Here is a 21903-nt window from a genome sequence, read left to right on the forward strand (position 1 = left end):
CCCCGACGGCGGCGCGCGTTCAGAGACGAAGTCGGAGCGAGACGACGTGGACCATTCCACCGCCCGGAGCACGGCGGCCGGCCCGGAACCGGGCCAACTGCACGTGGTGCTGGTGCTGGCCGCCGGCAGCGGCGGGATCGGCGCGCACGTGCGCTCCCTCGCCCAGGGCCTGACCGCGCACGGCGTCAAGGTGACGGTCTGCGGGCCGGCCGACTCCGACGCGCGGTTCGGCTTCTCGCACACCGGCGCGGGCTTCCACCCGGTGGAGATCACCCCGACCGCCGGCGCCCGCAGCGACGCCACCGCGATCGGTGAGCTGCGCCGGGCCTTCACCGGTGCCGGTCTGGTGCACGCGCACGGCCTGCGGGCGGCGCTGCTGTCCGACCTCGCGCTGCGCACGGCGGGCCGGCTGCCGGGGCTGCGGCCCGAGACGCCGCTGGTGGTGACCTCCCACCACGCGCTGCTCGCCACCGGTCTGGAGCGCCGCCTGCAGCGGTTGATGGAGCGTCGGGTGGCCCGGGCGGCCGACCTGGTGCTCGGCGCCTCCTCGGACCTGGTGGCCCGGGCCCGCGAGCTGGGGGCCACCGACGCCCGGCTCGGCCCGGTGGCGGCACCGCCGTTCGCCGCCGGCGGGCTGGACCGGACGGCGGCCCGGGCGGCGCTGCTGGGCGAGGGCGCCGAAGACCGTCCGCTCGTCCTGGCGGTCGGCCGACTGGTCCCGCACAAGGGCTTCGGGCAACTGCTGGACGCCTCCCGCACGCTGGCCGAGGGCCCCGGGCCGCATCCGCTGGTCCTGATCGCGGGGGACGGGCCGCAGGGCCCGGCGCTGCGCGAGCGCGTCGCGGCCGAGAAGCTCCCGGTCCGGCTGCTCGGTCACCGCGACGACGTCTGCGACCTGCTGGCCGCCGCCGACCTGGTGGTGATCGGCAGCCGCTGGGAGGCCCGCTCGCTGGTGGCCCAGGAGGCGCTGCGGGCCGGTGTCCCGCTGGTGTCGACGGCGGTCGGCGGGATCCCCGAACTGGTCGGGGACGCCGCCATCCTGGTGCCCGGCGGCGACCCGGTCGCGCTGGGCCGCGCGGTGCGCGAGCTGCTGGCCGACCCGGCCCGCCGCGCGGCGCTGGCCGCGGCCGGCCCGGTCCAGGCCGAGACCTGGCCGGACGAGGCCGCCACTGTGGCGCAGGTGCTCAGCACCTACGACGAGTTGGTGCAGGCGCCTCGGTAGGGGGCCTGGCGCGGCGCCGGCTAGACGCTCGCGGCCTCGGCCGGCTGCGGCGAGAGGTAGGCCGCGCCGCAGGCGGTCAGCCGCAGGGCGGTGTCGATCAGCGGCACGTGGCTGAACGCCTGCGGGAAGTTGCCGACCTGGCGCTTGAGCCGGGGGTCCCACTCCTCCGCCAGCAGGCCGACGTCGTTGCGCAGCGCGAGCAGCTTCTCGAAGAGCTCGCGCGCCTCGGCGACCCGGCCGATCATCGCCAAGTCGTCCGCGAGCCAGAACGAGCAGGCCAGGAAGGCCCCTTCGTGTCCGGACAACCCGTCGACGTTGTTGCCCTGGTCGTCGTGGGTCGGGTAGCGCAGCACGAAGCCGTCCTCGGTGGACAGTTCGCGCTGGATCGCCTCGATGGTGCCGATCACCCGCTTGTCGTCCGGCGGCAGGAAACCCACCTGGGGGATCAGCAGCAGGGAGGCGTCCAGCTCGGTGCCGCCGTAGTACTGGGTGAAGGTGTTGCGCTGGGCGTCGTAGCCCTTCTCGCAGACGTCGGCGTGGATCTCGTCGCGCAGCGCGCGCCAGCGGTCCAGCGGGCCTTCGGCCGGGGTCTGCTCGATGAGCTTGATGGTGCGGTCCACCGCGACCCAGGCCATCACCTTGGAGTGCACGAAGTGCCGGCGCGGCCCGCGCACCTCCCAGATGCCCTCGTCGGGGGCCTTCCAGTGCTCCTCCAGGTAGCTGATCAGGCGCAGCTGGAGCAGGTGGGCGTGGTCGTTGCGGGAGAGCCCGGTCATCTGGGCCAGGTAGAGCGCCTCGACGACCTCGCCGTAGACGTCCAGCTGGAGCTGGCCGGCCGCGCCGTTGCCGACCCGCACCGGCGCCGAACCCTCGTAGCCGGGCAGCCAGTCCAGGGTGGACTCGGTGAGCTCGCGCTGGCCGGTGATGGAGTACATGATCTGCAGGTTCTCCGGGTCGCCGGCCACCGCCCGCAGCAGCCACTCGCGCCAGGCCCGGGCCTCCTCGCGGTAGCCGGTGCGCAGCAGTGAGGAGAGCGTGATGGCGGCGTCGCGCAGCCAGGTGTAGCGGTAGTCCCAGTTGCGCTCGCCGCCGATGTCCTCGGGCAGCGAGGTGGTGGGCGCGGCGACGATGCCGCCGGTGGGGGCGTAGGTGAGCGCCTTGAGGGTGACCAGGGAGCGGACGACGGCCTCCTGGTAGGGGCCCTGGTAGGTGCACTGGCTGACCCAGTCCTGCCAGAACTCCTCGGTGAGCGCGAGCGAGGCCTCCGGGTCGGGCGCCTCCGGCGGCGGCAGGTGGGAGGCCTGCCAGGTGAGGGCGAAGGCGATCCGCTCGCCGGCCTCGACGGTGAAGTCGGCGTAGGTGGTCAGGTCGCGGCCGTAGGTCTCGGACTCGCCGTCCAGCCAGACCGAGTCGGGCCCGGAGACCGCGACCGTGCGGTGCCCGCCGTCGGGCTGCTCGACCCGGTGCACCCAGGGGACGATCCGGCCGTAGCTGAACCGCATCCGCAGGGCGGAGCGCATCCGGACCCGGCCGTGCAGGCCCTCCACGATGCGGATCATCTGCGGCACCGGTTCCTGGTCGCCCAGGTGCCGCGGCGGCATGAAGTCGATCACCCGGACGCTGCCGCGCGGGGTGTCCCACTCCTGTTCCAGAATCAGCGTGTCGCCGCGGTAGCGGCGCCGGTCGGCCGGCACCGCCGGCGCGGAGGCACTGATCGGCGGGGTCTTCAGTTCACCCGTATCGGTGAACGGCGCCCGCGGCGCGGGGGCGACGGTGGCCGGGCCGGTGGGCGCCGCCTCGGCGGGGCCGATCCGCCAGAAGCCGTGTTCGTCGGTGCCCAGCAGGCCGGCGAAGACGGCGGGGGAGTCGAATCGGGGCAGGCAGAGCCAGTCCACGGCTCCGTCTCTGCTGACCAGGGCGGCGGTCTGCATGTCCCCGATGAGTGCGTAGTCCTCGATACGGCCGGCCACGTGCATCTCCAGTTCGCGGTAGTGCTCGGCGGTCGCACGACGGAGCGAGAGCGTGAGGCGGGGCCGGAGGTGGGGCGCGAGCCCCGACCGGCCGTCCCCCGGGCCGCTGGTGGCGGGTGGCCGGGGACGGGCGCGCGGAACCACCGTGGGCTCCTGGACTGGGCGTGGGGGTCGAGCGGTGGAGCGGGGTCCGGTCGCGCATCGGGGACGGAGAGGCGTCGTCCCGACCCCTCGTCCTCGGCTGGCTCTGCTGTCGGCGATGCGTCCGTGCAGGATACGACGAGGTGGGTGGGCGAAGCACCCGGAAACGATCTCGTACCGCCGTCTGCTCGGGCTGCGGGCCGAAAAGTAGTCAGGTCCGTCGCCCGGCCTGGTCTCTCCCGGGGTCGGGGGATGATCAGGACGGGCCATCCGGGCCTGATCACCACGGCCCCTCGGCGCGGTCCGGAACCACCCGTCCGGAGCACCCCGGGGACGTCCGAACGCGTACGGGTCAGCTCGCTGATACCCTGGTATCCCGTGGACTGGTGGGATCAACCGCCCCGGACCCGCCGACTGACGACCCCGCAACGCGGCCTTTCGTCCCGTCGGCGCGGCCGCGCCACCAGCGTCATCCTCGACACGCGACCCACGGGAGCCCCCTCTTGGCACAGCCCCATTCCGGCAAGGCGACGAACAGCCGCGCCGTGACGACCAAGCACCTCTTCGTCACCGGGGGTGTCGCCTCATCACTCGGCAAGGGCCTCACCGCCTCCAGCCTCGGTGCCCTGCTCAAGGCCCGTGGCCTGCGCGTGACGATGCAGAAGCTCGACCCGTACCTGAACGTCGACCCGGGCACCATGAACCCGTTCCAGCACGGTGAGGTCTTCGTCACCGACGACGGCGCCGAGACCGACCTGGACGTCGGCCACTACGAGCGCTTCCTGGACACCAACCTGCACGGCTCGGCGAACGTCACCACCGGCCAGGTGTACTCGACGGTCATCGCCAAGGAGCGCCGCGGCGAGTACCTGGGCGACACCGTCCAGGTCATCCCGCACATCACCAACGAGATCAAGTCCCGGATCCGCCGGATGGCGACCGACGACGTCGACGTGGTGATCACCGAGGTCGGCGGCACGGTCGGCGACATCGAGTCGCTGCCGTTCCTGGAGGCCGTCCGCCAGGTCCGCCACGAGGTCGGCCGGGACAACGTCTTCTTCGTGCACGTCTCGCTGCTGCCGTACATCGGCCCCTCGGGCGAGCTGAAGACCAAGCCCACCCAGCACTCGGTGGCCGCGCTGCGCAGCATCGGCATCCAGCCGGACGCGATCGTGCTGCGCGCCGACCGCGAGGTCCCGCAGGCCATCAAGCGCAAGATCTCGCTCATGTGCGACGTGGACGAGGAGGCCGTGGTCGCGGCGATCGACGCCAAGTCGATCTACGACATCCCCAAGGTGCTGCACGGCGAGGGCCTGGACGCCTACGTGGTGCGCCGGCTGGACCTGCCGTTCCGCGACGTGGACTGGACCACCTGGGACGACCTGCTGCGCCGGGTGCACGAGCCCCAGCACATCGTCAAGGTCGCGCTGGTCGGCAAGTACATCGACCTGCCCGACGCCTACCTCTCGGTCACCGAGGCACTGCGCGCCGGCGGCTTCGCCAACAACGCCCGGGTCGAGATCAAGTGGGTCACCTCGGACGACTGCGAGACGCCCGAGGGCGCGCAGGCGCAGCTGGGCGACGTGGACGCGATCTGCATCCCGGGCGGCTTCGGCGACCGCGGCGTGACCGGCAAGGTCGCCGCGATCACTTTCGCCCGTGAGAACAAGGTGCCGCTGCTGGGCCTGTGCCTGGGCCTGCAGTGCGTGGTCATCGAGGCGGCCCGCAACCTGGCCGGCCTGCCGGAGGCGAACTCCACCGAGTTCGAGCCGACCGCCAAGCACCCGGTGATCTCCACCATGGCCGAGCAGCTGGCGATTGTGGACGGCAAGGGCGACCTGGGCGGCACCATGCGCCTGGGCCTCTACCCGGCCAAGCTCGCCGAGGGCTCGATCGTGCGCGAGGTCTACGCCGGCGAGCAGTACGTCGAGGAGCGCCACCGCCACCGCTACGAGGTGAACAACGCCTACCGCGCGGACCTGGAGAAGACCGGCCTGCAGTTCTCCGGCCTCTCGCCCAAGGGCGATCTGGTGGAGTACGTCGAGTACCCGCGCGAGGTGCACCCGTACCTGGTGGCCACCCAGGCGCACCCGGAGCTGAAGTCGCGTCCGACCCGCCCGCACCCGCTCTTCGCGGGTCTGGTGGCGGCCGCCATCAAGATCAAGACCGGCGGCGAGTAGCCACCGGGACCAGACGGCGGCCGTGCGGATCCTCGCGCGGCCGCCGTCTGTCGTAGGTTGAGGTCGAGGTCCACGACCAAGGGGAGAGCACCATGACGGACGTCCGGCTGCAGATCAGTGACCAGGCCGAGGAATGGCGGGTGCTGTCCTCGCAGACCCCGTTCCAGGGCCGGGTGACGGGGGTGCGCAGCGACGAGGTCGAGATGCCGGACGGTTCGGTGGCGCGTCGCGACTACCAGACCCACCCGGGCTCCGTCAGCGTGCTGGCGCTGGACGGGCAGCAGCGGGTGCTGCTGGTCCGCCAGTACCGTCACCCGGTGCGCCAGCGGCTCTGGGAGCTGCCGGCCGGGCTGCTGGACGTGGCCGGCGAGAACCCGCTGCACGCCGCCCAGCGCGAGCTGTACGAGGAGGCGCACTGCAAGGCGGGTGAGTGGAGGGTGCTGGTGGACTTCTACACCTCACCCGGTGGGACGGACGAGGCGCTGCGGCTCTTCCTGGCCACCGACCTCGCCGACTCCGAGGAGGAGCGCTACGCGGCGCACGGCGAGGAGCTGGAGATCGAGGTGGCCCGGGTCCCGCTGGAGCAGCTGGTCGGCCGGGTGCTGGCCGGCGAACTGCACAACCCCACGCTGGTCACCGGCACCCTCGCGCTGCACGCCGCGCTCACCGGCCCGGGCCTGGACGCACTGCGCCCGGCCGGCTCGCCGTGGCCGGCGCGGCCGTTCACCGAGTGAGCCCGACCGGCGACCGGCACTGATCCACTGGAGTGATTTGCCGGTTGGTACTACCGCAACGTCCACTCCGCACGGCGCCTGGGGCGAACTACGCTTCGCAGACGGACCCGGTAACAGGTTCGTCCGCGAACGCTGAGCGACCTGGTCAGGAGTGGCGCACGTGGCGAGGAAGACAGCGACGATGGACGCACGGCCGGCCCCCGCCGAACCGGTGGACCGGCTGCCGCGCGGGGCGGAGCCGTTCACCGGCCGGCGGGCCGAGCTCGCCGCGCTGCGGACCCAGGCGGGGCGCCCCGCCGAGCCCGGGTGCTGCCGGCTGCTGGTGATCGCCGGCCGGCCCGGCTCCGGCCGCACCGCGCTGGCGCTGCGCTTCGCCCGTTCGCACCCGACCGGCCACGAGGTGCTGTTCGCCCGGCTCGGCGCCCCCGACGGGACGGCGCTGGAGAGCGGTGCGGTGGCCCGTCGGCTGCTCGACCGGCTCGGCGTGAGCGGCTCGGGCGCCGCACTGCCGGCGGACGGCACTGAGGACCCGGCCTGCGCGCGGCTGCGCGCCGCGCTCACCGGCCGGGACACCCTGCTGGTGCTGGACGGCGTGGTGGACGCCGAGCAGCTCGGCCCGCTGCTGCCCGAGGAGCCGCGCTGCCTGGTGGTCGCCGTTACCGCCGGACCGCTCACCGGGCTCGCGGACCGCTTCGCGGTCGACCCGGTGATCCTGCGCGGTCTGGAGGAGGCCGCCGCCGTCGAGCTGTTGACCGGTGTGGTCGGCGGGACCCGGGTCAGCTGCGACCCGGTCGGCGCGGTGGAGCTGGTCGAGGCCTGCGCGGGCCGCCCGGCGCCGTTGCGGCTGATGGCCGGCTGGCTGCGCGACCGGCCGAAGGCGGCCGTCCCGGACGCGGTGGTCGCGCTCAAGGAGGCCGGTGCCGACGGCGGCGCCGACGACCCGCTGGCGGCGGCGCTGGCCCTGCGCTACCGCGCCCTGCCGGTGGCCCAGGCCCGGATGCTGCGGATGCTGACGCTGTCCCCCGGGCAGCGCGCCGATCTGCGCACCGCCTCCGCCCTGGTCGGCTGCCCCGCCCCCGAAGCGGCCGCCGCCCTGCACGCGCTGGCCGGTTGCGAACTGCTCGACGAGGAGGCTCCCGGAGCCGACGGCACGCCGCGCTACCGGGTCCCCGGCCGGCTGCACGGCCGACTGGTGGCCCTGCGCGAGGAGCGGGACCGGCCGGCCGAGGTCCAGTTGGCCCGGGCCCGGCTGCTGGAGCGGTTGGTGCGGCTGGTGGACTCGGCTCGCGCCCTGCTGGAGCCGGGCCGCACTGCGGCGGCCGATCCGCTGCCCGGGCCGCTGCGGCTGCGCACGGCCGAGCACGCCCGGCAGTGGCTGCTGGGTGAGCGCGAGCTGTTGTTGGGGGCGGTCGAGGACGCGATCGGGCAGGCCGATCTGGACGGTTCGGCGGGCCGGCTGGTCAGCGCGCTGCTGCGGACGTTGCCGCTGACCGGCGAGGCGGCCCCGGCCGACCTGCACCAGCTGCACACCCTGGTGCTGCGGACGGCCGAGCGGCACGGCACGCCGCGCCGGGCCGCCGCCGCGCTGCTCAACCTCGCGGACCTGCAGGCCGCCGCCGGGCACTGGGAGAGCGCCGCGCTGCGCTATCGGGAGGCGCTGGACCGCTCCCGCGAGCCGCTGGACGAGCAGGCCGCCGCCCGGGCGCTGGAGGGCGCGGCCGAGTGCTACCGGTCGCTGGGCGACCCGGTCCGGGCCGCCGACTGGTTCGGGCGGGCGCTGGCGCTGCGGCAGGGCCTGGGGGAGAGCGCCGGGCAGGCCCGGGTGCTGGCCAGGACGGCCGAGGCGCACGCCGCCCAGCGCCGCTACGACGAGGCCGACCGGGAGTACCGGGCGGCGCTGGCGCTGCTGCGCAGACTGGGGGACGAGCGTGGGATCAGGGCGGTGTCAGCGGCGTTGGAGAACCTTCGGGAGTGAGATCTCCTGAGAGGCTTGCGTCCTATGGGAAGTTTGCCCGTTCTGAGGCGGTTTAGTAGGAAGATCCAGATGCAAGCCTACGAATCTGCCAATGTCTTCGGCGGATTTATTCACTTTGGAAGGCTGACGGATCGCCTGGGCTTCATTACACTCGACCTTAGTCGCGCAGTGCAGCGTGCCCCGGCCCTGCCGGAGGCCTGTCCACGCGTGCACCCGCCGGTCTTCCCCCGGTTGGGACTCCCATGGCAAGAGGGACGTGTTTAACCGTGACCAAGGTCGGCATCCCCCGCGAGGTCAAGAACCACGAGTACCGCGTGGCCATCACGCCCGCCGGCGTGCATGAGCTGGTCCGCAACGGGCACGAGGTCTACATCGAGGACAACGCCGGTCTCGGCTCCTCGATCCCCAACGAGGAGTACGTGGCCGCCGGTGCCACCATCCTCGGCACCGCCGACGAGGTCTGGGCCACCGCCGACCTGCTCCTGAAGGTCAAGGAGCCGATCGCGCAGGAGTACCACCGCCTGCGCAAGGGCCAGACGCTCTTCACCTACCTGCACCTGGCGGCCGACCGCGCCGGCACCGACGCGCTGGTCGCCTCGGGCACCACCGCGATCGCGTACGAGACCGTGCAGCTCGGCAACGGCGCCCTGCCGCTGCTGGCCCCGATGTCCGAGGTCGCGGGCCGGCTGGCCCCGCAGGTCGGTTCGTACCACCTGATGCGCCCGGCCGGCGGCCGTGGCACCCTGCCCGGCGGCGTGCCCGGCACCCACCCGGCCAAGTGCGTGGTCATCGGCGGCGGCGTCTCCGGCTGGCACGCGGCCACCATCGCGATCGGCATGGGCTACGACGTCACCCTGCTCGACCGTGACATCAACAAGCTGCGCGAGGCCGACAAGGTCTTCGGCAACAAGATCAAGGCCATCGCCTCCAACGCCTTCGAGCTGGAGAAGGCGGTGCTGGAGGCCGACCTGGTGATCGGCGCCGTGCTGATCCCGGGCGCCAAGGCCCCCAAGCTGGTCACCAACGAGCTGGTCTCGCGGATGAAGCCGGGCTCGGTGCTCGTCGACATCGCGATCGACCAGGGCGGTTGCTTCGAGGACTCGCGGGCCACCACGCACGCCGAGCCGACCTTCGAGGTCCACAACTCGGTCTTCTACTGCGTGGCGAACATGCCGGGCGCCGTCCCGAACACGTCCACCTACGCGCTGACCAACGCCACGCTGCCCTACATCGTGGAGCTGGCCAACCGCGGCTGGAAGGACGCGCTGCGCCGCGACGCCGCGCTCGCCAAGGGCCTGAACGTGCACGAGGGCCAGATCACCTACGGCGCCGTCGCCGAGGCGTTCGGCCTGCCGGCCATCTCCCTGGAGAACGTGCTGGCCTGACGCTCCGCCAGCCCTGTCGCAAGCCCCTGGACGGCCTTCGCCGCTCAGGGGCTTCGACATGCGCCGACGTGGGCGTCAATGCTCTGTAAGTCGAGTCACCCGCCGTCCCCCGGCCGCCCTCCCGGGAGGGTGACCGGCCCACGAAACGGTGCGGCTGCAACGCCGTCCAACCCTTGACAGCGGCCGGTCCGATACCCGACACATCCTGCCCACTACCGTGGATTGTGTTGCTGCGAACGCCCGGAACGGCCTAGAGTCGCAAATCGTCGGCATGGTGTCAGGCTGACGAATCGACATAATGCCCTGGATGCCCAAGGAGGTAAGACGACTTGTGAATGAGTCGACATTTGCTCCCGGGGGTGGTCAGCCAGGACTGGCAGAGCACACCACCGGACAGCCGACCGACGACACCGGGGCCGCATACACCACCGTCGGCGCGACCGAGATCGGCACGGTTGCCGTCCGGACGTTCGAAGCCCGGCAGGCCGCGGCCGCCGGCTACGACTCCGATCTGTCCGCCCACGGTCTCGCCTACGGTGAGTTCGCCTACGGCTCCCACGACGACCCGGACGCCGAGTACGAACCAGACCCGGAGTACGCCGCGACCCTGGCCCCTGACGCAGCCCGTCAGCGACGTGAACGGGTCGGCCCCACCGGCCGGCCACTGCCCTACTTCCCGATCCCGGCGCCGCTGGCCGAGCACGGCCCGGCCCGCATCGTCGCGATGTGCAACCAGAAGGGCGGCGTCGGCAAGACCACGTCGACCATCAACCTGGGTGCCGCGCTGGCCGAGTACGGCCGCCGCGTGCTGCTGGTCGACTTCGACCCGCAGGGCGCTCTCTCGGTCGGCCTCGGGGTCAACCCGATGGAGCTGGACGTCACGGTCTACAACCTGCTCATGGAGCGGGGTCTGACGGCCGACGAGGTGCTGCTGAAGACGGCCGTGCCGGGGATGGACCTGCTGCCCTCCAACATCGACCTGTCGGCCGCCGAGGTGCAGCTGGTCAGCGAGGTGGCCCGGGAGTCCGCGCTGGCGCGCGCCCTCAAGCCGCTGCTGCCCGACTACGACTTCGTGATCATCGACTGCCAGCCCTCGCTGGGCCTGCTGACGGTCAACGCCCTGACGGCGGCTCACAGCGTCATCGTGCCGCTGGAGTGCGAGTTCTTCGCACTGCGCGGGGTGGCGCTGCTCACCGAGACGATCGAGAAGGTCTGCGAGCGGCTCAACCCCGAGCTGCGCCTGGACGGCATCCTGGCCACCATGTACGACTCCCGGACGGTGCACAGCCGCGAGGTGCTCGCACGCGTGGTCGAGGCCTTCGGCGAGCACGTCTTCCACACCGTCATCGGCCGTACCGTGCGGTTCCCGGAGACCACCGTCGCCGGTGAGCCGATCACCACGTACGCGACCAACTCGGTGGGCGCCGCCGCCTACCGCCAGCTCGCCAGGGAGGTGCTCGAACGGTGCCGCCCCGTCGAGTGAGTCTCCCGGGGGCCGACGAACTGTTCCGCACCACCGGGGGGATGGCGCTGTCGCCCTCACTCGGCCGCCCTTCCGTGGAAGCGGCGGACGGTGCCAGGCAGCCTGACGCTCCCTCGGCTGACGCACCGGCAGGGCGGGTACCGGTGGACCGGGCGCAGGCCGGCCGTGCGCCGGGCGGCGCCGGGTCCGGTCCGAACGGGCCCGGCACGGCGGCCGGCGGTGGCGCGGGGGCGTCGCTCGGCCGTCCGGGACCCTCGGGACGCCCGGCGGTGACGATCGCGCCGCAGACGGCCGTACCGGGCCCCGCCGGCTCCGAGGAGCAGCAGGGTGCGACCGGCGACGGTGCCGGCCGGCGCCGCCCGCGCGGGCGTGCGCCCCGCCGTCCCAGCGGGCGGGAGCGGCACGACGAGAAGATCACCGTGTATGTCTCCGCCGAGGAGCTGATGGACCTGGAGCACGCCCGCCTGGTGCTGCGCGGCGAGCACGGGCTCGCGGTGGACCGCGGCCGGGTGGTCCGGGAGGCCATCGCGGTGGTGCTGGCCGACCTGGAGCAGCGCGGCGAGGCCAGCATCCTGGTGCGGCGCCTGCGGGGGCGCTGAGCCCCGCTCTGCGAGGATGGGCCGTCATGGCAGGCCCTCCCGAAACCGGCGAACCCACCGACGCGGCGCACGGTGGGGGCTTCCAGGTGCACCTGGAGAACTTCGAGGGCCCCTTCGACCTGCTGCTCGGTCTGATCGCCAAGCACCGGATGGACGTCACCGAGGTGGCCCTCGCCACGGTGACCGACGAGTTCATGACGTATATCCGGGCGATGGGCTCGGAGTGGGACCTGGACGCGGCCACCGAGTTCCTGGTGGTGGCGGCCACCCTGCTGGACCTCAAGGCGGCCCGGCTGCTGCCGGCGGCCGAGGTCGAGGACGAGGAGGACCTGGCCCTCCTGGAGGCCCGTGACCTGCTCTTCGCCCGGCTGCTGCAGTACCGGGCGTACAAGCGGGCGGCCGCGATCTTCGGCGACCGCTGGGCCGCCGAACTGCTGCGGACGGCGCGGACGGCCGGGCTGGAGCCGCAGCACGCGGCGCTGCTGCCGGAGGTGGTCATCCACGTCGGGCCGCAGCGGTTCGCGCAGCTCGCGGCCCGGGCGATGACGCCCAAGCCGGCGCCGGTGGTCTACGTCGACCACATCCACGCCCCGCCGGTCAGTGTGCGGGAGCAGGCGGCGCTGGTCGTCGACCTGCTGGCCGGGCTCGGTGAGGCCTCCTTCGCCACGCTGGTGGCCGATGCCGAGGACACCCTGACGGTGGTCGCGCGGTTCCTGGCGCTGCTGGAGCTGTACCGGGAGCGGGTCCTCGCCTTCGAGCAGCCGCAGGCGCTCGGGGAGCTGCTGGTGCGCTGGGTCGCGCCGGCCGACCGCGTGCTGATCGAGGTGACCGACGAGTTCGACCGCCCGCCGGGCGAGTCGGAAGGAGCAACCCCATGAGTGTCGGCGAGCCCCTGGACGGCGGCGCGCGGCCCGCGCGCCGGTCGCTGAGCGTCCCGGGCCAGCCCCGGGCCGGGGAGTGGCTGGAGCCCGCCTACGCGGCCGTCCCGGAGCATGTGGCCGCGGAGCCGGTGGCGCTGGACGGGAAGTCGGCGGAGCCGACTTTCACGGGGGGCGGCGGGGAGCGAGTCCCGGAGCCGGCGCCGGAACCGGCTCCGGTTGCGGAGTCCGTCGTGGAGTCGGATGGGTCGGAGGTCGCGCTCAAGGCCGGCCTGGAGGCCGTCCTGATGGTGGTCGACGAGCCCGCCGCGGAGGCCAGGCTGGCCGATGCGCTCGGCCGCCCGCGCGCCGAGGTGGCCGCCGCGCTGCGCGAACTGGCGGCCGAGTACACCGCCCAGGGGCGCGGATTCGAACTGCGGCTGGTGGCCGGCGGCTGGCGGTTCTACAGCCGGACCGCGTGCGCGCCGGTGGTCGAACGCTTCGTCCTGGACGGCCAGCAGGCCCGGTTGACCCAGGCCGCACTGGAGACGCTGGCGGTCGTCGCCTACCGGCAGCCGGTGTCCAGATCACGGGTCTCGGCGGTACGTGGTGTGAACTGTGACGGCGTGATGCGTACCCTGGTACAGCGAGGACTGGTGGAAGAGACCGGATCCGAGCCCGAAACAGGTGCGATCCTGTATCGGACGACGAACTACTTCCTGGAACGGATGGGGCTGCGCGGCCTGGACGAGCTGCCGGAGCTCGCGCCCTTCCTGCCCGAGGTCGACGACGTGGAAGCGGAGTCCCTCGAAGGCACGGTGATCGCGGACGCGATGGCCGCCGCGGCGAACACTCGGGAAGTGCAGTGAGGTCGGCCGGCACGACTAGCACTTCCCCGATGGAATCGACGTACGGACGTTTTGATGCGTAGCAGTGGCAGCGGTAACGGCAGGAACAGTAGTGGCGGCGGTGGCAGCGCCGGCGGCGGTGGCTACCGGGGCGGACAGCGCGGGGGCGGTTCCTTCGGCGGCGGCAGTGGCGGCAGCGGCGGTGGCCGTGGCGGCGACAGCCGTGGTGGCGAGAGCCGTGGCGGTGGTTCGTACGGCGGCGGTGGCGGCGGTCGCGGTGGCGACAGCCGTGGCGGTGGCTCGTACGGCGGCGGCAGTGGCGGCAGCCGTGGCGGTGGCTCGTACGGCGGCGGCGGTTCCTTCGGCGGCGGCAGTGGCGGCAGCGGCGGCGGTCGTGGTGGCGAGAGCCGTGGCGGTGGTTCGTACGGCGGCGGTGGCGGCGGTCGCGGTGGCGAGAGCCGTGGCGGTGGTTCGTACGGCGGCGGTGGCGGCGGTCGCGGTGGCGACAGCCGTGGCGGCGGCTCGTACGGCGGCGGCGGCGGTGGCCGTGGTGGCGACAGCCGTGGCGGGAGCTCGTACAGCGGCGACCGGCGTGACGACCGGCGTGACGACCGCAAGCAGTACCCGGACCGTCCGTTGCGCCCCGAGGAGCGTCGCTACGACCGTCCGGAGTTCGGCTCCGGCGGCTCCTACGGCGCGCGCAAGGCGCTGCCGCAGAGCCAGAGCCCTCGCACCAAGCCCCCGCGCAAGGAGGGCCAGGGCGCCCCGGGCGACCCGCGTCGTCAGCCGCAGCGCTCGCGTGAGCTGCAGGCCAAGATCGAGGACGCCGTGCTGGCCCGGCACGACAAGCCGGCCGTGAAGCTTCCCAAGACCTTCGGCGAGCCCGAGGGCGAGCGTCTGCAGAAGGTCCTCGCGCGGGCCGGTATGGGCAGCCGTCGCGCCTGCGAGGAGCTGGTGGACCAGGGCCGCGTGCAGGTCAACGGCAAGCTCGTGACCGAGCAGGGCAAGCGCGTCGACCCCGAGAAGGACGAGATCAAGGTGGACGGCCTGACCGTCGCCACCCAGTCGTACCTGTTCTTCGCGCTCAACAAGCCGGCCGGCGTCGTCTCCACCATGGAGGACCCCGACGGCCGCCAGTGCCTGGGCGACTACGTGACCAACCGGGAGACCCGGCTGTTCCACGTGGGCCGTCTCGACACCGAGACCGAGGGCATCATCCTCCTCACCAACCACGGGGAGCTGGCCCACCGGCTGACCCACCCCCGGTACGGCGTGACCAAGACGTACATGGCCGCCATCACCGGTCCGATCCCGCGAGACCTGGGCAAGACCCTGGCGGCGGGCATCGAGCTGGAGGACGGCTTCGCCCGCGCCGACAGCTTCAAGGTGCTGCAGAACGTCGGCAAGAACTACCTGGTCGAGGTCACCCTCCACGAGGGCCGCAAGCACATCGTGCGCCGGATGCTCGCCGAGGCGGGCTTCCCGGTGGAGAAGCTGGTGCGTACGCACTTCGGCCCGATCGCGCTCGGTGACCAGAAGTCGGGTTGGCTGCGTCGCCTGACCAACCCCGAGGTCGGTCAGCTGATGAACGAGGTCGGCCTGTAACACCGGGTCGCCCGCGTCACACGGGTACCTCCTGCTGCTCCGGAGGGCCGTGCACCACTATCGGTGCACGGCCCTCGGTGCTGTCCGGAAGCGGTCCACCGGCGTCCGGCCGGGCCACGGAGGGTTGTCAAGGGGATCGTCCGTGGCAGAAGATGGCCACAGGAACATCGCTCGCCGGTTGGCGAGAAACCGCCACGCGGGGGAGGGGCGCCATGTTTGACGCTTTCAATGCGCTCGGTCTCTCCGAGCACGACGGCCAGATCTACGCAGCTCTGGTGGCCGCCCCGCAGTCCACCGCAGCGGATCTCGCCGCGCGCTGCGGCCTGACGTCCCAGCAGGGCGGCAAGTCGCTCAGCCGGTTGGCACAGCAGGGTATGGCCACCCGTGCGCCGGTCGACCGCGACCGCTATCTCGCCGTCGCGCCGGACGTCGCCATCGGCACCCTGATCGGCCACCGTGAGGCCGAACTGCGCACCGCCCGTGCCGAGATGCACCGGCTGATGGACGCCTTCCGGGAGGCCTCGCGGTTCACCGACCCGGCCAGCTCGGTGGAGGTGCTCACCGGCGGCGAGGCGATCGCGCAGCGGATCGAGTACCTCCAGGACACCAGCACGCAGCAGGTCAGGGGCTTCGACTGCCCGCCGTACGTGCAGGACGTGCAGGACGCGGCCTCGTACCTGACCCGGCTGCGCCGGCGGCTCAAGGACGGCGTGCGGTTCCGCACGGTCTACGACCGGGAGGCGGTCGCCTGGCCCGGCCGGCTGGAGAACGAGATCCTGGTCGGCGCGCAGGACGGTGAGGAGGCCCGGGTCCGCACCACGCTGCCGATGAAGATGATCATCTCGGACGACCGGATGGCGATCATCCCGATCAGCATCGGCGACAGCGTGCTGGACGCCGCGTACGTGATCCACCCGTCCGCCCTGATGCAGGCGCTGGACGGGCTCTTCGAGGCGGAGTGGGACCGCGCGGTGCCGTTGCAGGTGGCGGTCGGCGCCGAGCCCGGTCTGGGCGAGCCGGACGCCGACCACCGCAAGCTGCTGGGCCTGCTCGCGGCCGGCCTGACCGACGAGTCGATCGCCCGCTCGCTCGGCTGGAGCGCCCGGACCACGCAGCGCCGGCTCCAGGCCCTGATGCGTGAACTCGGCGCCACCACCCGCTTCCAGGCCGGGATGTCGGCCCGCGAGCGGGGCTGGCTCTAGGACCTGCCAGTACCGGCCTCAGCTCCAGGGTCTGAAGCCGGCCCAGCGGCCGTCGGGGCCGCGCTCCAGCAGGAGCAGGCCCGCGACGGCGGTGCGGTTGAGCCGCCCGTAGATGTGCGGGAACAGCACGCTGGGCTCGACGCCCGGCGGGGGAGCCCCGGTCGGCGGCTCCCAGCGGACCATCGGTTCCACCGACTCCTCCTCGATCAGCAGGGCCATCAGCGGATCCGGAGCCTTGGCGAAGAAGTGGTTGGCCACGGCCAGGGTCACTTTTTCGTCCGGCGAGCAGTGCAGGAAGCCGTCCGTCAGCAGCGAGGCTGCGCTGTACGGTCGGCCCGGGTCACGAAGCCAGTCGTCCAGGGGCGCGAGGTGCAGGATCATGTTCCTGTTGTACCCGACCGCAGGCCTCCAACCAGGCCATCAGAGCCCCGCGACCTTGGCCGAAGCCGAGATCTCGTACACCAGGGTGACGGTCCGTCTGCCGCCCGGCGGCAGTGACAGCTCCCAGCGCAGCACCCCTTCGGCGTCCGCCTCGTCCGGCGCCGGGCGGCACTCCTGGGTGCGCAGCCGCACCTCGACCGCCGACACCTCGGAGACCGGGATCCGCTCGCGCAGGGTGATCCGCTGCTCCCCCTGCTCGTCGGGGGCCGAGAGCCGGGAGACGTGCACCCGGACCGTCCGGGTCAGCACGGTGCGCTGTCCCAGGCCCGCCAGGCCGGTGCTGCCGCGGACCTCCGACGTCTCGCGCAGCACCCGGTAGCCGTCCGTACTGCCGAAGGCCAGCTCGGCCGGCGCGCCCGCGGCGGTGAAGCGCAGCTCCCCGCGCCCGGTGAAGCCGCTGCCGCGCACCAGGTCCACCGGGCCGGCCAGCAGCGGGTGGTCGGCCGGATTGCGGAACGCCACCACCTCGGTGACCAGCGGCGAGAGCTCGGGGGCGGAGGCCAGCTCGGCGGCGGCGGGCACGGTGAAGGCGCTCAGCGGCACCCGGTGCCCGCGCCCGTCGCCCGGCACGGTGGCCGTGGCCGGTGCCCGCAGCACCCGGACCTCGCCGCCGTCGTCCACCCCGGGCAGGTCGGCTGTGACCGCCTGCGGGCCGTCCGGGCCGAGCGCGCTGATCTCCTCCTCGCGCAGCTCCACGTCCAGCGTCCGACGCTCGCCGCTGCTCAGCTCGCGCAGCGTCAGGACGTCCTCGTGCAGCCGCGGCGGCTCGGCGGCCAGCGCGGAACGGGCGGTGGAGAGGGTGAGCCGGACGTCCGTCCAGTCCTCGCCGGTGCGCTGCCAGACCATCGCGTCCGACTCCAGGCGCAGGCTGCCCGGGGCGTCCTGCGCGCCGCCCGCGAGCGCCGCGCCCGTGAACGCGGCGCGGTAGGCGGGGCGCCACAGGGCGCAGGGGGTCAGGTGGCTGACCGTCAGCTCGGCGGCGGTCTCGTGCGGCGCGACGACGGTCAGTTCGACGTGCGCGAGCAGCTCCGGCGGCTGCGCCTCGGCGGCACCCCGGGCGGCGACGGCCTCCTGCAGCTGCCGGTAGAGCTCGTCGCTCCTGGCCCGGGCGGCCCGCAACTGCTCGGCGTACGCGTCCTGTTCGGCCTCCACCCGGTCCAGCTCGCGGGACCAGCGGACCGGCTCGGCCTCGCCGTGACCGGTTCCCTCGCCGATCTCGGTCAGCAGCTCGGCGCAGAGCTGCGTGAGCAGGGCGAGGCGGGCCTCCAGCCGCTGGATCGGCGGTTCGGCCAGCCGCAGCTCCTTCTCCAGCTCGTCGATGCGGTGGAGGAGGGCCGAGTCGTCGGGGCCCGGCGGGCCGGGGGCGCGCGGCGTCCAGGTGCGGGTCAGCCGGGCGTCCAGCACGGTGGCGCCGGGCGGTTCGGCGCCGGACGGTTCGGTGCCGGGCGCGGTGTGCAGCTCGGCGCGCAGCGAGCGGTCCACGGCCAGGGCGGTGATCGGGCCGAACCGCAGCCGTTGCAGGCCGGGCGCGAGCCGGACGGTGGTGGTGCGCTCGACGTGGGCGCGGTCCTCCAGGCAGGTCACGGCGGTGACGGGGAGCGGGACGGCGGCGGGGTGGGTGAGTGCGGCGGCCGCGGAGATCTCGGTGGTCATGGGGTCAGTTCCTTCGGTTGCCGCCGGCCAGGGCCTTGCCCGCCGGGATCCGGATCTCGTAGCCGCCTTCGAGCTGGGCCCGGCCGCCCGCGGGCAGCTCGACCCGCCAGAGCCGGGTGCCGGCCGGGTACGCCTCGGAGGGCTCGGCCGGGGCGGTCCAGGCCGGGGAGCCGGGCCGGTCCTCGATCCGGATGTCCTTGTCGCCCAGCACCGGGATCCGCTCGCGGACCTCCACCGTGACGGCGTGGCCCAGCCGGTTGGCCAGCTCGACGTGCACCCGCTGCTCGACCACCGTGATGCCGCCGCGCAGACCGGCTGTGGACTCCTGGACCTCGGTGCGGCGGGTGGCCCGGACGCTTTCCGCGACACCCAGGCCGACCCGCCGGGTGGCGCCCGGCGCGAGCGTGCGCAGCGCGGTGCCGAGCAGGAAGTCGCCGTCCACGGTGACCTCCAGCGGGCCGGCCAGCAGCGCCTGGTCGGAGTCGTTGGCCAGCAGCAGGGTGGCGAAGACCGCCGGATCGACGGACGGTACGCAGATGTACTCGGTGCGCAGCGAGACCGGGATCTCGCAGATCGTCACGGTGTGCCACCCGCCGTCGGAGGGCAGGTCGGTGCGGGCCGGTGCGTCGTAGCGGTGGTCGAAGGAGCCCGCGGAGTACCGGGGGTGGACGGCGTTCGCGGGTAGCGGGAGTGCGTCGGCCAGCGACTCGGCGCGGTCGCGCGCCGCCTGGTCGTCGGCGCGCCCGGCGGGGGTGAGGCGGTCGGGGGCGAGTCGGGTTGGGCGCCGGGGTGCAGGCGGCCGCGCCGGGCGGGCGGCTCGGCCGGGCCGGCCAGCGTCAGGGCGGCGTAGTCCAGCAGGTCCGCCGCCGGGCCGGCGGGCGGTGCCGGGGCAGTCGGTGCCAGGTCGGCAGCCGGGGCGGCGGCCGGGGCGGGCGCGCCGGGCGGGCGCCGCCGAAGGCGCCGGCCGGGCCGCTGCTGAGCGGCGGCTCGGGCATCGCGGTCTTGGCCCGCATGGCGTGCATGGCCCGGGGGGCCGCGCGCCGCCGGTCCGCCGAGGCGACAGGCCCGGCGCCGGGCTGCGGCGCGGAGCGGGAGACGGACGGCGCGGCGGGCACGGGGCGGCGGCGCCGTAGGCGACCGGCGGGGCAGCGGCCGGTCGGCGCCCCCGCTGAGGCCGTAGTCGGCCGGGGGCTCGGCCCGGTCGTAGCCCGCGAAGAGTTCACCGAGCCCGGCGGGCGGCTCGCGCCAGCCGGACGGCGGCAGGGCGGGCTGGCTGCGGCCGATCCGGATCGAGCGCAGTCGCGGCAGGTCGCAGGAGCGGTGCAGGTCTGCGGTGGAGAAGCCGAGCCGGACGTCCGTCCAGTCCTCGCCGGTGCGCTGGGCCACCTCGGCGCGCAGCAGCAGCGTGCCGCCGCCGTCACCCCGGCGGTGGCTCAGCCGGTAGGACGGCACCCAGAGCGCGCCGGGGACCAGGTACTCCAGTTCGAGGGTCAGCTCCTGCGGGTGCGGCTGTTCGTGGGACGGATCCGGCGGCTCGGCCGCGGGGCCCCGGGTGAGGGTGACCAGGGCGACGGCGGAGGTCTCGACCGGGGTGGCGGGCTCGGCGTTCGAGCCGCGGTCCAGCTGGTCGTCGAGCAGGCTCAGCTCGTGCGTGACCTGCTCCAACTGCCCGCGCAGCTCCTCGGCCCGGGCGTGCAGGGCGGTCAGCCGTTCGTCGACGAAGTCGGCCAGCGCGAGGAAGGCGTCGGCCGGCGTCCGGCGGTGCGGGTCCTCGGGATTCCTGGGCGGCTCCACCGCGCGCAGGTCGGCCGTCTGGGTGATCCGGCGCTCCACGAGTCCCTGGAGCTCGCTCAGCGAGGCCTGCCGCTGGGCCACCTCGTCGCGGCGACGGCGCAGGTCGGGCAGCTCCTCGGTACGGCGCAGCCGGGCCGCGACCGCCGGGCGGACCTCGGTGACGCGCCAGCCCGGCGCCCCGTCGAGCACGCCCGCGCGCAGGGACCGCCCGTCCAGCACCCGGGGCAGGCCGGTGAGGCGCAGTCGCAGCTGACTGCCCGCGGCGCGGGCGTCGGCGGCGCTGGTGGCGTCGGGCGGTAGGACGCCGTGGGCGCGGCGGCGGCAGACCGCGCCGGAGGCGTGCACCACGACGGAGTCGAGCGTGCTCGGCCAGTCGATTCGCCGGTCTCCTGCTGGCTGTTCCGGTACCTGATCCGTCACCGCGTCCGCCCCTTCGCCGTGCCTGCGCTGCGCTGTCCCGCCGTTCGGTCGCTCAGTCTGCCTGCTGGCCGGGCGGCTGTCCGCAGTTTTCCGCGGCGCGGCGCGCCCGACCGACCGGAATACGGACCGGCCTACCCGCTGCGGCGAGCGGTACGGGAGGATGGTGCACCGTCCATCCATCTGACCGTCCATCCGTCCGTCCATCTTGATCGACCTGCCCCATTCAGGAGACGAACCCGCCATGCGCTCTGTCGCCGTCGTCGGCACCGGACTGATCGGCACCTCCGCCGCACTCGCCCTGAGCGGACGTGGGTTGAGCGTCTATCTGGAGGACGCGGACCCGGACGCCGCCCGTACCGCGGCCGCGCTCGGCGCCGGCACCACCGAGCTGCCGGCCGGTCCCGTCGACCTGGCGATCGTGGCGGTGCCCCCCGCCCTCGTCGGCAAGGTGCTGGCCGACTGCCAGCGGCGCGGACTGGCTCGCTGTTACACCGACGTCGCGAGCGTGAAGGCGGGTCCGCGGGCCGAGATCACCACGCTCGGCTGCGACACCGTCCACTACATCGGCAGCCACCCGATGGCGGGCCGCGAGCAGTCCGGCCCGCTGGCCGCCCGCGCCGACCTGTTCGAGGGCCGGCCCTGGGTGCTCACCCCCACCGCCGACACCGACACCGACACCCTCAACGCCGCCCTGGAGCTGGTCGCGCTCTGCGGCGGCATGCCGGTGGTGATGGACGCCGCCGCGCACGACCGCGCGGTGGCGCTGGTCTCGCACGCCCCGCAGCTCTTCTCCTCGCTGGTCGCCGCCCGCCTGGAGCACGCCGACGAGACGGCCGTCCGGCTCTCCGGCCAGGGTGTGCGCGACGTCACCCGGATCGCGGCCTCCGACCCGCGGATGTGGCTGGACATCCTCTCCGCCAACGCGGGCGTGGTCGCCGACATCCTGGAGGAGCTGGCCGTCGACCTCGGCGCCACCGTCGCCGCGCTGCGCTCGCTGGAGACGGGCGACGAGGAGCAGCGACAGGCCGGCAGCGCCGGTATCGAGGCGGTGATACGGCGCGGCAACCAGGGCCAGGCCCGGATCCCTGGCAAGCACGGCGCCCCGCCGACCAGGTACGAGACGGTGATCGTGGTCATCGGCGACCAGCCCGGCGAGCTGGGCCGGCTGTTCAGCGAGGTCGCGCAGATAGGAGTCAACATCGAGGACGTCGCCATCGAGCACTCCACCGGGCAGCGGGTCGGCCTGGCGCAGCTGTCGGTGGCGCCCTCGACGGCGAAGATGCTGGTCGCGGCGCTGCGCGGCCGGGGCTGGAACATCCGGGACTAGGACCTGGAGGTGGCTCGGGAGGCGGGTGGGACGGCCTCGGGGACGCGGTCGGGAGGAGAGGTGGCGC

At 73.8% G+C, this 21903-nt stretch carries 16 protein-coding genes and 1 pseudogene; 12 read left to right on the plus strand and 5 right to left on the minus strand.

Going from position 1 to position 21903, the window contains the following annotated elements; translation table 11 throughout:
- Window positions 1-46: 46 nt before the first annotated feature.
- Window positions 47-1222, plus strand: coding sequence for a glycosyltransferase family 4 protein (locus BS80_RS07395; RefSeq protein ID WP_051966263.1), 1176 nt, complete (start codon window positions 47-49; stop codon window positions 1220-1222).
- A gap of 20 nt (window positions 1223-1242) precedes the next feature.
- Here BS80_RS07395 and BS80_RS07400 read toward each other — a convergent pair whose 3' ends face one another.
- Window positions 1243-3192 carry a glycoside hydrolase family 15 protein gene (locus BS80_RS07400; RefSeq protein WP_035794889.1) on the minus strand — a complete coding sequence of 650 codons (1950 nt, stop codon included), beginning with the start codon at window positions 3190-3192 and terminating at the stop codon, window positions 1243-1245.
- A 644-nt stretch (window positions 3193-3836) separates the two neighbouring features.
- On the opposite strand from BS80_RS07400, the gene BS80_RS07405 reads away from it, so the two are divergent.
- The 10 genes from BS80_RS07405 to BS80_RS07450 all read left to right on the plus strand — a co-directional run bounded on the left by BS80_RS07405 (window position 3837) and on the right by BS80_RS07450 (window position 16201).
- A complete protein-coding gene (locus BS80_RS07405) occupies window positions 3837-5513 on the plus strand; it encodes a CTP synthase (RefSeq protein ID WP_269676094.1) in 1677 nt (558 codons plus the stop codon).
- A 92-nt stretch (window positions 5514-5605) separates the two neighbouring features.
- Window positions 5606-6247, plus strand: a complete 642-nt coding sequence (locus tag BS80_RS07410; protein ID WP_035794459.1) for an NUDIX domain-containing protein — start codon at window positions 5606-5608, stop codon at window positions 6245-6247.
- A gap of 160 nt (window positions 6248-6407) precedes the next feature.
- Complete coding sequence (locus BS80_RS07415) at window positions 6408-8222, plus strand: AAA family ATPase (RefSeq protein ID WP_157536000.1); 1815 nt, start codon at window positions 6408-6410, stop codon at window positions 8220-8222.
- A 266-nt stretch (window positions 8223-8488) separates the two neighbouring features.
- Window positions 8489-9607: an alanine dehydrogenase gene (ald, locus tag BS80_RS07420; protein WP_408607351.1), complete on the plus strand. Its 1119-nt coding sequence runs from the start codon at window positions 8489-8491 to the stop codon at window positions 9605-9607.
- 445 nt (window positions 9608-10052) lie between these two features.
- The gene (locus tag BS80_RS07425) at window positions 10053-11090 is read left to right on the plus strand and encodes a ParA family protein (protein ID WP_370221963.1); all 1038 of its coding nucleotides are present in this window, start codon (window positions 10053-10055) and stop codon (window positions 11088-11090) included.
- Between the two features lie 41 nt (window positions 11091-11131).
- A complete protein-coding gene (locus BS80_RS07430) occupies window positions 11132-11689 on the plus strand; it encodes a hypothetical protein (protein ID WP_198045467.1) in 558 nt (185 codons plus the stop codon).
- A 26-nt stretch (window positions 11690-11715) separates the two neighbouring features.
- Window positions 11716-12567, plus strand: a complete 852-nt coding sequence (locus BS80_RS07435) for a segregation and condensation protein A (RefSeq protein WP_051966268.1) — start codon at window positions 11716-11718, stop codon at window positions 12565-12567.
- Between the two features lie 287 nt (window positions 12568-12854).
- The gene (gene scpB / locus BS80_RS07440) at window positions 12855-13415 is read left to right on the plus strand and encodes an SMC-Scp complex subunit ScpB (protein ID WP_232246400.1); all 561 of its coding nucleotides are present in this window, start codon (window positions 12855-12857) and stop codon (window positions 13413-13415) included.
- A gap of 54 nt (window positions 13416-13469) precedes the next feature.
- On the plus strand, window positions 13470-14999 hold the full coding sequence (locus BS80_RS07445; protein WP_083974351.1) for a pseudouridine synthase: 1530 nt from the start codon (window positions 13470-13472) through the stop codon (window positions 14997-14999).
- A gap of 212 nt (window positions 15000-15211) precedes the next feature.
- Window positions 15212-16201: a helix-turn-helix domain-containing protein gene (locus BS80_RS07450; protein ID WP_051966270.1), complete on the plus strand. Its 990-nt coding sequence runs from the start codon at window positions 15212-15214 to the stop codon at window positions 16199-16201.
- Window positions 16202-16219: 18 nt separating this feature from the next.
- On the opposite strand, the gene BS80_RS07455 is transcribed toward BS80_RS07450, so the two are convergent.
- From BS80_RS07455 to BS80_RS41670, 4 genes and pseudogenes are all read right to left on the minus strand, one after another.
- Window positions 16220-16582, minus strand: coding sequence for a DUF952 domain-containing protein (locus BS80_RS07455; RefSeq protein WP_035794899.1), 363 nt, complete (start codon window positions 16580-16582; stop codon window positions 16220-16222).
- Window positions 16583-16621: 39 nt separating this feature from the next.
- Window positions 16622-18295 (minus strand): mucoidy inhibitor MuiA family protein, encoded by a 1674-nt coding sequence (locus BS80_RS07460; RefSeq protein ID WP_051966272.1) that lies wholly within the window; start codon window positions 18293-18295, stop codon window positions 16622-16624.
- A gap of 4 nt (window positions 18296-18299) precedes the next feature.
- On the minus strand, window positions 18300-19358 hold the full coding sequence (locus BS80_RS41660; protein WP_332262160.1) for a DUF4139 domain-containing protein: 1059 nt from the start codon (window positions 19356-19358) through the stop codon (window positions 18300-18302).
- Window positions 19359-19624: 266 nt separating this feature from the next.
- Window positions 19625-20752: pseudogene (locus BS80_RS41670) on the minus strand (DUF4139 domain-containing protein); the annotation flags it as partial.
- Between BS80_RS41670 and BS80_RS07470 the strand changes: the two are divergent.
- Window positions 20751-21836, plus strand: coding sequence for a prephenate dehydrogenase (locus BS80_RS07470; RefSeq protein WP_035794476.1), 1086 nt, complete (start codon window positions 20751-20753; stop codon window positions 21834-21836). The pseudogene BS80_RS41670 and the gene BS80_RS07470 overlap by 2 nt on opposite strands.
- Window positions 21837-21903: the final 67 nt, after the last annotated feature.

This window comes from Kitasatospora mediocidica KCTC 9733, assembly GCF_000744225.1.
Taxonomy (GTDB): Bacteria; Actinomycetota; Actinomycetes; order Streptomycetales; family Streptomycetaceae; genus Kitasatospora; species Kitasatospora mediocidica.